The following is a 9,623-nucleotide window of genomic DNA, read 5'->3' as shown; positions in this document are numbered from 1 at the left end:
TGGGCGTCGCGCACGCGCAAAAGCAGACTTTCCACTTCGGTGAAGGACAAACCGGGGTATCGGGCGCGGCGCCGCACGCTGCCGCGCCCACCGCCCGGCCCGCGCCCGCACGCCGGCACGTCACCGCGCCGTCGCCGCATCACCGGCGTGCCGTTCACAAGCGCCGTCATTCGCGCCACGCGAAGCCGGCGCGCAGCGGAATCTATACGCACGCGTGAGCTGTCGTCCGTGGCACGACCGCGGTGCACGGAACTGTCACGAACGGCCGGTAACATCGGCGCGGCGGCCTGCATGCCGTCGCCGTCTGCTGCCGGCCCCCGCATGGCCGGCGCCGGTTTTTCTCCACGATTCAGCACCTGTTTTGCCGAACATGAGCACCGGGCCGGATACCCTCGCCGTCATCAAGGAACGCGCCACGATCGTGTGCCGCCAGCGCAGCAGCGTGCTGCTGGTCGCGCGCACCGCGGCGCGCTGGTCGCTGCCCGGCGGCACGATCCGGCGCGGCGAGACGCCGCTTCAGGCCGCGCAGCGGGAGCTCGCGGAGGAAACGCGGCTGGAGGGGCTCGCGCTCGACTACGCGGTGCAGTTCGGCGGGCTGACGAAGCTACATCACGTGTTCGTGGCCGACGTGCCGGCGCACCTGACGCCGCGTGCCAGCAACGAGATCGCCCGCTGCAAGTGGTTCAGCGTCGACCGGCTCGACACGCTGCAGGCCAGCGTGCCGACGCGCAAGATCATCGAGCTCCTGCGGCTCGACTGTTTTTCTGCGTTCGCGAGCGGGCCGCTGCGCTGAGATCGATGTCGGCCCGGGCACCGATTGCGGCGATTACACGCGCAGGAACGGGCCGGCCTTGCGTTCGAGCAGCGCGACGAGTTCGGGCTGCATGAACGCGTAGCGGTCGGGAATGTCGAGGCAGACGATCTTCCGGTGCTTCAGATGCGCGCCGAATTGCGCCGACAGCCGCGCCTGATGCGCGCGCTCCATTACGAACACGATGTCCGCCCAGTCGAGTTGCTCGACGGAGAGCCGCACGTCCGCGTCGGGCGCGAGGCCTGCGGAGTCGGTTTCGATGTCGGGCCACGCGGCGAACACAGCTTCGGCCGTCGGGCTGCGCAGCCGGTTGCGGCTGCAGACGAACAGTGCCCGTGTCATGTCGCTGCGCGGCGCCCGCGGGGGCAGCTCATCCTTGCGGAATCGTGCCCGGCCGCACGTACGCGAGCATGTGCGGCACGTAATCGGCCTTGCCGAGTTCGACGCCGTGATGGCGCAGGATCGCGTACGCGGCGATCGCATGGAAGTAGAACTGCGGCAGCGCCCAGTCGCGCGCGTACTGTTCGCCCGTCATGTCGAACGCGATCCCGTTCGGCAGTTCGAGCGCGATCGGCCGCGCTGCGCCACCGTCGAGCGCATCGGGTGCGAGTTCGCCGAGAAACGTGAGCGTGCCGGCGATGATCGCCTGCGCATCGGCCGGCGAACCGGGTTGCGCATCGGCGTTCCAGCCCGCCTCGCGCAGGGCCAGCAATGCCGCCGGCAGCGGCTCGCCGCGCAGCCGGTAAACCGGCTCCATCGCCTGGAAACACGAGAAGCGCACCTGGGCGGCAAGCGGATACATGTCGGGCGCCAGCCTCAGCGTCATCGCCGCGTCGGGTTCGTCGCCCGCGGCCTGCCGGTGGGCGACCGCCTTGTCGAGCCACGCGGACTGTGCGCGCAACATCTGGGTATAGGTCGGAACGAGAAGTTGGGTGGGTGACACGCATGCGCTCCTGTGTTGGGGTTCTCGCCCCACGATAGCAGCGTCGGCGCGAACCTGCATCCTGATCGAGGTAGCGGCTTGAACGATGACGGACTCGCCTGAAGACCGTGCCACTTGTTTTTGCTGCGCAACATGAGCGACGCAGACCCGGCGGCCATCCCTTCCAGACGTGTCGACGCCGGAACCGCGCGAAAGAGGCTGGCGCGGCCTTGTAGCGGCATCTCCGACTATGTCGCACGCATCGCGGACAACGCCTGCGAAACGCGCGCGACCACGCCGGACCAGTCCGTTTCCGTCGCCGCCTGCCGAAACAGCGTGACGACGTCCGGGTACCACACGGAAGTCGTGCCCGCGCCGCTCCAGCGCCAGTCCGTGCCCACGTTCGACAGCAGAATCCACGCGGGCTTGCCGAGCACCGCGCTCAGGTGCATCACGGCGGTATCGACGCCGATGACGAGATCGAGCCGCGCGACGATCGCGGCGACATCGGCGAAATCGGTGGTCCGGTTGCCCAGATTGACGATGAAGCGATCGCCGATTCCGGCACGCAGATCGGCTTCGTTCGCGCCCTTCTGAAGACTGACGAACGTGACGCCGTCGATGTCCCACAGCGGCGCGAGCGTCTGCAGGCCGGGCAGCGAGCGCACGCGGTCGTTCGCGTGACCGGGATTGCCTTGCCACACCAGGCCGACGCGCAGGCGCCCTTTGGGCATCAGCCGGTCCCATTTCGACGCCGCATGCCGAGGCGCGTGCAGATAAGGCAGCGTGGCCGGAATGGACGCCGGCGATTCCCGCAGATTGACGGGAATACTCCACACATAAGTCCAGAAATCGTGACGCGGGCAGGCGGCCGGATCGAACCTGTCGCGCGCCACGACGGCATCCGCTTCGGGGAGCGTCGCGAACAGCCGCTGCGTCGCGGCCGAGCACACCAGCGTGATCCGTTTCGCCCCGAGCATCCGGAGTTTTTTGACATAGCGGACCAGCTGGATCTGGTCGCCGTGCCCCTGTTCCGGCCAGATCAGCAGCGACGCGCCGTCGATCGGCTCGCCCTGCCACTGCGGGAACGATACGGCGGGCGCGTCGGAAAATGCGCCGTTGAGATCGGGGGCGTGACGCGCTTCGAAGAGCGGCAACCCCGCGATCCAGTCGTTCCGGTGCAGCAGCACATTCGCCAGATTGAGCCGGTATTCGGCACGCCCGGGCTCGAGCGCCAGCGCCTGCCGATAGGCCGCTTCGGCTTCGTCGTAGCGGCCCAGGTCCTTCAACACCAGGCCGAGCGCGTTCAGCGCCGCATGATCGCCGGGCGTCTGTTCGACGGCGATCCGGATCGCCCGTTCCGCCTCTTCCAGACGATGCCTGGACCGCAACAACATGCCGAGATTGAGGTGCGCCTGGCCGTGGCCCGGTGCTTTCGAAACGGCACGCACGAACGCCCGCTCGGCGTCGGCATCCCGCCCGCTCGACTGATAGAGCACGCCCAGGTTGTTGTCGATATCGGCCGACCGGGGCGCCGCGTGCGCTGCCCGCTCGAGGCACGCCTCGGCGGCGACGAGGTTGCCGAGCTTCAAATGGCACACGCCCGCGAGGTTCAGCAATTCACCGTGATCGCCGTGCTGCGCGAGGAGCGATTCCGCCGCCTGGATCGCGGAGTCGAATCGGCCCTGTACGTAGTGTTCCCTGACCGGCGTGACGGCCGCATCGTCCATCGGAAGAGTGTCGCGGTGGGGTTGCATGGACGGAATGATCGTCGCGGTCGGCGCAACGTGCAACGTCGGCAAATTCGGGCGTCAGCGCGGAGCGTGCCGCGCCAGAAACCGGTCGAGCTGCGACGCGAACGTCTTGCCGTCGCGCGCGCTGAACGGCGCCGGCCCGCCCGTATCGATGCCCGCGCTGCGCAACTGGTCCATCATCGCGCGCGTCGACAGGCGCTCCTCGATGTTTTCGCGGCTGAACCAGTTGCCGCGCGGGTCGAGCGCATGCGCGCCCTTGTCGAGCACGGCGGCGGCCAGCGGGATGTCCGCGGTGATCACGAGGTCGCCCGGCTCCGCCAGCTCGACGATGCGCGCGTCGGCCACGTCGAAGCCGGCCGGCACCTGCACGGCCTTGATGAACGGCGACGGCGGCGTGCGCAGAAACTGGTTCGCGACCAGCGTCACGCAGATTTCGGCGCGACGCGCGGCGCGAAACAGCATGTCCTTGATGACGGCGGGACACGCGTCGGCATCGACCAGTACTTGCATGGCGGAGGTTTCCAGTGAGCGGAGGCAGAAGCGGCGATCATAGCGCACCGCCGGCCGGCCATCAGCCGGCGAGATCGGTGCGAAGCGCGTCGGCCGTCACCCACTGCGCGCCCCACGCGGCGGCGAGCCGGGCGCCCTGCCCGATCCGCACGGCCACATCGTCGAAGTCGACGAACACGACGTGATCGGCCGCCGCGGGTCTGGCCGGCGTCTCGCGCGTGCGCCCGTCGGACAGCACCCACAGCCAGCGCGCCTTGCCGGGCTCGCGCCGTGCCGCGCAGGCGAGCAGCTGCGCGGCGGCCTCGATGCCGTCCGCGAGCGGCGTACCGCCGCCGCCGTCGACCGGTTCGAGCCAGCGCGCGTTCCACCAGCGCGGCACGGCCGGGCCGAAGCGCCGCGCGGCGCCTTGACCGCCGAAGCAAATCAGCGCGGTTTCGACCCGCTCGCGCGCGGCCTGATCGAAATACGCGACGATCAGCCCCTTCGCGAGCGCGAGTCGTTCGTGCGACAACATCGACGCCGAACAGTCGAGCACGAAGCAATGCAGCGCACGCGGCGTACCCGCGCGTTTCCCGAAGCGCAGATGCTCGCGATGCAGCGGGCCGCCGCGTTTCGCGGCGAGCGTCGCCGGCCACGCGATGGCCGTGCCGGCGCGCACCGTGCCCGGCACGCGCGCGGCCGCGCCTGACTGCCATCGAGGACCGCGAATCGCGTTCGCGGCGGCGCCGGCTCGATGGCTCAGCGTTTTTTTAGCGGCAGCGGCACGACGCTTTTCACGTCGCGCAGCCCGGCCGGTTCGGGCGGCAAGTAGCCCCAGTCGCCTTGCGATGGGGACGCGTCGGCCTTCGTGTCGTCCTGTCGCTTGTCAGGCTGCCGTGGTGTGTCCGACCGCGAACGATCGTCGCGCTCTCCCCCTTGTTGCGACGACTGCTGCGACGGCGGCGGCCCCGCATGGCGCCGGTGCCGCAGCACGGCTTCGGCCACGCGCGCCACATGCGACACCGTCACCGCGTCGGCCTGTTCCAGTGCGGCCAGCGCACGCGCGGCGCGCAGCATCACGAGATCGGCCCGCAACCCGTCGACGGCCGCGTCGATGCACAGTGCGCTGACGTGCGCATGGACCGCATCGTCGAAATCGAGCGCCGGCAGCCGCGCGCGCGCCGCATGAATGCGGTCCGCGAGTTCCCGCTGGGCCGCCGCGTGACGCGCGCGAAACGCATCCGGATCGAGATCGAACGCGAGTCGCGCCTTCACGATCCGCTCGCGCTGGGCGGCGTCGAAGCAGTTCTCCAGCTCGACCATCAGCCCGAAGCGATCGAGCAGTTGCGGCCGCAACTCGCCTTCCTCGGGGTTCATCGTGCCGACCAGCACGAAGCGCGCATCGTGCGCGTGCGACACGCCATCGCGCTCGACGATGTTCACGCCGCTCGCGGCGACGTCGAGCAGCGTATCGACGAGCCCGTCGGCGAGCAGGTTCACTTCGTCGACGTACAGCACGCCGAGATGCGCGCGCGCCAGCAGGCCGGGTCGAAAACGCACGCCGTTTTCGGCCAGCGCATGCGCGAGATCGAGCGTGCCCGTCACCTGCTCGTCGCTCGCCGATAGCGGCAGCGTGACGAACTGCCCTTCCGGCAGCAGCTCCGCCAGGCCGCGCGCGGCCGTCGATTTCGCGGTGCCGCGCGGGCCGCTGACGAGCACGCCGCCGAGCGACGGGTCGATCGCGACAAGCAGCAGCGCCTGCTGCAACGCGTCCTGCGCGACGAGCGCCGCAAACGGAAAAACCGCGCGGGCGCGGGGCGTGGTCGGATCGGTCATCGCCGCCCTCCTTCCTGGCGTTGTTCGCTGGCGAGCCAGACCGCTTCGATCCGCTCGCGATAGGGGCCGGGCTGCTGCCACAGCCCGCGCTGCATCGCTTCGACGAAGCGTTCGCAGATGCCGTGCAGCGCCTTCGGGTTGTGCCGTTCGAGGAACGCGCGGGTGGCGTCGTCGAACAGGTACGCGTCGGCGACGAGCGCGTACTGGTGATCGGACAGCACGCGCGCGGTCGCGTCATAGCCGTACAGGTAGTCGACGGTCGCGGCCAGCTCGGCCGCGCCCTTGTAGCCGTGACGCTTCACGCCGTCGAGCCATTTCGGATTGACGACGCGCGAGCGGATCACGCGGGCAATTTCCTCGCGCAGCGTGCGCATCTTCGGCGCGACCGGGTTCGCATGGTCGCCGTGGTAGATGCTCGGCTGCTGCCCGGACAGGTGCCGCACCGCTGCCGTCATCCCGCCCTGGAACTGGTAGTAGTCGTTCGAATCGAGGATGTCGTGCTCGCGGCTGTCCTGGTTCTGCACGACGACGTCGATCGTCGCCAGCCGCTCGCCGAACACGTCGGGCGCTGCATCGCCCGCGCTGTTCTGCGCGTACGCATGACCGCCCCATTGACGGTAGGCATCCGCGAGATCGGCGTCGGTCTGCCAGCGGCGCTGGTCGATCAGGTCCTGCAGGCCGGCGCCGTAGCTGCCCGGCCGCGCGCCGAACACGCGCCAGCCGGCGCGCCGGCGCGCTTCGTCGGGCGCCACGCCCTGCGCGGTCCACTTCTCCCGTTCGCGCTCGATGCGTGCGCGAATCGGGTTCAGCTCTTCGGGCTCGTCGAGCGCGGCGACGGCCTGCACGGCCGCATCGAACAGGTGCATCAGATTCGGGAACGCGTCGCGGAAGAAGCCCGACACGCGCAGCGTCACGTCGATGCGCGGCCGGTCGAAGATCTCGATCGGCAGGATCTCGAAGTCGGTCACGCGATGGCTGCCGTGCGCCCATTTCGGCCGCACGCCGATCAGCGCGAACGCCTGCGCGATGTCGTCGCCGCCGGTGCGCATCGTGGCCGTCCCCCACACCGACAGCCCGATCGCGCGCGGATAGTCGCCGTGATCCTGCAGATGGCGTTCGATCAGTTGCTGCGCGGATTTCAGGCCGAGCGACCATGCGGCCTGCGTCGGCACCGCGCGCGTATCGACCGAATAGAAATTGCGGCCCGTGGGCAGCACGTCGGGACGGCCGCGCGACGGCGAGCCGCTCGGCCCCGGGGGCACGAAGCGGCCGTCGAGCCCGCGCAGCAGCTGACGCATTTCCTCACCGCCGCACGCATCGAGTGCGGGCAACAGCGTCGAACGCACGCGTTCTAGCACCGCGAGCGTATGCGGCCATGCGCCGGGCGGCGGCATGTCGATGCCGGGTTCGTCTGAAGCGGCGCCGCACACGGCGTCCAGCCAGTGCTGCGCAAGCCGTTCGAGCCGCTCGCGCGTATCGCCGGCATGACGCCACGGCGACGCATCTAGCGCCTGCAGCACGGCCGGCCGCGGCCCGGTCCACGGCGCGGCCCAGTCGGCCGCGAGCGGATCGAAACCCTCGCCGAGCGCAAGATCGCGTGCGAGCGCGCCGATCAGCCCGGCCCGTTCGCCCTTGCCGTCGCCGACCGGAAAACGAGCCAACGCGAGCAGCGTGTCGCGCCGCTGGCGCTCGACCGGCGACGCGCCGAACACGTGCAGCCCGTCGCGAATCTGCGCTTCCTTCAATTCGCACAGCCACGCGTCGACGCGCGTGAGCAGCGCATCCTCGTCGCCCGCATCGCGCGGCGGCGACACGCTCAGCTCGTCGTGCAGGCGATGCTCGGCGATCGTCGCGAGGATCGTCTTGCGCAACAGCTTCGCGCGCCGCGCATCGACCATCAGCGCTTCGTAGTATTCGTCGACCTGCCGTTCGAGATCCTGCAGCGGGCCGTAGTTTTCCGCGCGCGTGAGCGGCGGCATCAGGTGATCGACGATCACGGCTTGCGCGCGGCGCTTCGCCTGGCTGCCCTCGCCCGGATCGTTGACGATGAACGGATACAGGTGCGGCAGCGGCCCGAGCGTCAGGTCGGGCCAGCACGCGTCGGACAGCGCGACGCTCTTGCCCGGCAGCCATTCGAGGTTGCCGTGCTTGCCGAGATGGATGACCGCGTCGACCTGATACGCATCGCGCAGCCAGAAATAGAACGCAAGATACGCATGCGGCGGCACGAGATCCGCATCGTGGTAGCTCGCGTAGTCGTTGTCGTCGCGCGAGCGCGACGGCTGGATGCCGACGAACACGTTGCCCGCGCGCCAGCCGGCGATCGTGAAACGCCGTTGCCGCAGCGTCGGGTCCGCTTCGGGCGGCCCCCACCGTTCGTTCAGCGCGTCGCGCACCGCGGCCGGCAGCTGCGCGAAACGCGCGACGTAGTCGGCCAGCGCGTAACTCTGAAACGCGGGACGCAGCGTGCGCACGGCGGGATCGTTGGTCACGCCTTCGGTGAGTTGCGCGATCAACGCGTCGCCGTCAGGCGGCAGGTCGGCCACGATGTAGCCCGCATCGCGCAGCGCCGCGAGCACGCGCAGCGCGGAGGCCGGCGTGTCGAGCCCGACGCCGTTGCCGATCCGCCCTTCGCTTTGCGGATAGTTCGCGAGAATCAGCGCGATGCGTTTGTCGGCGTTATCGAGCGTACGCAGTCGGCACCAGCCGCGCGCGAGCGCCGCGACGAACGCGATCCGCTCGGCATCCGGCTGATAGCGCACGACGTCGACCTCGGTATGCGGGCAGCGATACGCGAGCCCCTTGAAGCTCACCGCGCGCGTGACGATGCGCCCGTCGACTTCGGGCAGCGCGATATGCATCGCGATGTCACGTGCGTGCAGGCCCTGGTTGTCGGCCGCCCACGCGTCGCGATTGCCGCCGGACAGGATCACCTGCAGCACCGGCGCGTCGCCCGCGAGCACGTCGTGCTCGGGGCTGTCGATCGCGCCGGCCGCGAACGCGGTGGTATTCAGCACGAGCGCGACGCCGTGCGTATCGCAGAGCTGCGTGATGACCTCGCGGCTCACCGCGTCCTTCAGCGACGTCACCGCGATCGGCAGCGGGTTCAGCCCCTCGTCGATCAGTGCGTCGGCCAGCGCGTCGAACACGGCCGTGTTCGCGGCCTGCCAGTGCGCGCGATAGAACAGGATCGCGACGACCGGCGCGCCGGGCGTCCAGCGCGGCCGCCAGTCGTCGACGCTCGCGCGGTCGCGCGCCGGGTGATACAGCGCGGCGGCCGGCAGCGGGCGCGGCGGTTCGGGTTCGTCGCCGAAGCCGAACGTGTGAAACGCGATGCTGCGCAGCAGCGCGTCGGCGTTGTGCATGCCGCCTTCGCGCAGATAGCGCCACCACAGCCGGCACAGCTCGGCCTTGACGGTGCTTTTCGCGACGAGATTCGGGTCTTCCTGCAGGTCGCCCGAGAACATCGCGAGCTGCTGCCCGCGCTTCGACGCGAGCGACACGGCCTGCTCGATCCCGTACGGCCAGTACGCTTCGCCGCCGAGATGATCGATCACGACCGTTTTCGCGTGGCGCAGCACGTCGTCGACGTAGAAATCGACCGACGCCGGCTGCCGCAGGAACGTGACGTTCGCGAGCCGCACGCTCGGGAACCCGGCGGGCAAGTGCGGCACGACGCTCGCGAGCAGCGACAGCGTCGTGTCGGCCGAACTCAGGATCACGATGTCGGCCGGCTGCTGGTCGATCCGGACGACGCCCTGTGTATCGTCGACGAAGCCGCCCGGCGTGGTGCGCAGCAGATGCATCGTGC

Annotated in this window: 9 protein-coding genes; 2 read left to right on the top strand and 7 right to left on the bottom strand. The window is 69.7% G+C overall.

Features of this window, described 5'->3' with window-relative positions; translation table 11 throughout:
* Both JMF86_RS35015 and JMF86_RS08110 read left to right on the top strand, forming a co-directional pair.
* The coding region (locus tag JMF86_RS35015) for a hypothetical protein (protein ID WP_236593010.1) at nucleotides 1-218 on the top strand (218 nt) is incomplete at its 5' end.
* A gap of 152 nt (nucleotides 219-370) precedes the next feature.
* Nucleotides 371-793, top strand: coding sequence for an NUDIX hydrolase (locus tag JMF86_RS08110; RefSeq protein WP_074802725.1), 423 nt, complete (start codon nucleotides 371-373; stop codon nucleotides 791-793).
* A 33-nt stretch (nucleotides 794-826) separates the two neighbouring features.
* Here JMF86_RS08110 and JMF86_RS08105 read toward each other — a convergent pair whose 3' ends face one another.
* The 7 genes from JMF86_RS08105 to cobN all read right to left on the bottom strand — a co-directional run bounded on the left by JMF86_RS08105 (nucleotide 827) and on the right by cobN (nucleotide 9,618).
* Nucleotides 827-1,153 (bottom strand): low molecular weight protein tyrosine phosphatase family protein, encoded by a 327-nt coding sequence (locus tag JMF86_RS08105; protein ID WP_125380669.1) that lies wholly within the window; start codon nucleotides 1,151-1,153, stop codon nucleotides 827-829.
* 28 nt (nucleotides 1,154-1,181) lie between these two features.
* Complete coding sequence (locus JMF86_RS08100) at nucleotides 1,182-1,814, bottom strand: DUF1993 family protein (protein WP_041489196.1); 633 nt, start codon at nucleotides 1,812-1,814, stop codon at nucleotides 1,182-1,184.
* A gap of 167 nt (nucleotides 1,815-1,981) precedes the next feature.
* Nucleotides 1,982-3,490, bottom strand: coding sequence for a tetratricopeptide repeat protein (locus tag JMF86_RS08095; RefSeq protein ID WP_011545396.1), 1,509 nt, complete (start codon nucleotides 3,488-3,490; stop codon nucleotides 1,982-1,984).
* A 54-nt stretch (nucleotides 3,491-3,544) separates the two neighbouring features.
* Nucleotides 3,545-3,997, bottom strand: a complete 453-nt coding sequence (locus JMF86_RS08090; protein WP_011545395.1) for a YaiI/YqxD family protein — start codon at nucleotides 3,995-3,997, stop codon at nucleotides 3,545-3,547.
* Nucleotides 3,998-4,058: 61 nt separating this feature from the next.
* The gene (locus tag JMF86_RS08085) at nucleotides 4,059-4,667 is read right to left on the bottom strand and encodes a VWA domain-containing protein (protein ID WP_011545394.1); all 609 of its coding nucleotides are present in this window, start codon (nucleotides 4,665-4,667) and stop codon (nucleotides 4,059-4,061) included.
* Between the two features lie 68 nt (nucleotides 4,668-4,735).
* Nucleotides 4,736-5,812: an ATP-binding protein gene (locus tag JMF86_RS08080; RefSeq protein WP_011545393.1), complete on the bottom strand. Its 1,077-nt coding sequence runs from the start codon at nucleotides 5,810-5,812 to the stop codon at nucleotides 4,736-4,738.
* Entirely contained in the window at nucleotides 5,809-9,618 is a 3,810-nt protein-coding gene (cobN, locus tag JMF86_RS08075; RefSeq protein ID WP_011545392.1) for a cobaltochelatase subunit CobN, read from the bottom strand. Before cobN ends, JMF86_RS08080 begins: the two co-directional genes overlap by 4 nt.
* Nucleotides 9,619-9,623 lie beyond the last annotated feature (5 nt).

Origin of the sequence: Burkholderia sp. E168m15, from assembly GCF_016586105.1 — a bacterium.
Classification (GTDB): Bacteria; Pseudomonadota; Gammaproteobacteria; order Burkholderiales; family Burkholderiaceae; genus Burkholderia; species Burkholderia orbicola.
This window is presented reverse-complemented; position numbering and strand designations above follow the sequence as displayed.

Excerpts from the sequence above, each read along its gene's own strand:
- JMF86_RS08110 (WP_074802725.1), top strand. The coding sequence starts at position 371 with ATGAGCACCGGGCCGGATACCCTCGCCGTCATCAAGGAACGCGCCACG.
- JMF86_RS08105 (WP_125380669.1), bottom strand. The coding sequence starts at position 1,153 with ATGACACGGGCACTGTTCGTCTGCAGCCGCAACCGGCTGCGCAGCCCG.
- JMF86_RS08100 (WP_041489196.1), bottom strand. The coding sequence starts at position 1,814 with ATGCAGGTTCGCGCCGACGCTGCTATCGTGGGGCGAGAACCCCAACAC.
- JMF86_RS08095 (WP_011545396.1), bottom strand. The coding sequence starts at position 3,490 with ATGCAACCCCACCGCGACACTCTTCCGATGGACGATGCGGCCGTCACG.
- JMF86_RS08090 (WP_011545395.1), bottom strand. The coding sequence starts at position 3,997 with ATGCAAGTACTGGTCGATGCCGACGCGTGTCCCGCCGTCATCAAGGAC.
- JMF86_RS08080 (WP_011545393.1), bottom strand. The coding sequence starts at position 5,812 with ATGACCGATCCGACCACGCCCCGCGCCCGCGCGGTTTTTCCGTTTGCG.
- cobN (WP_011545392.1), bottom strand. The coding sequence starts at position 9,618 with ATGCATCTGCTGCGCACCACGCCGGGCGGCTTCGTCGACGATACACAG.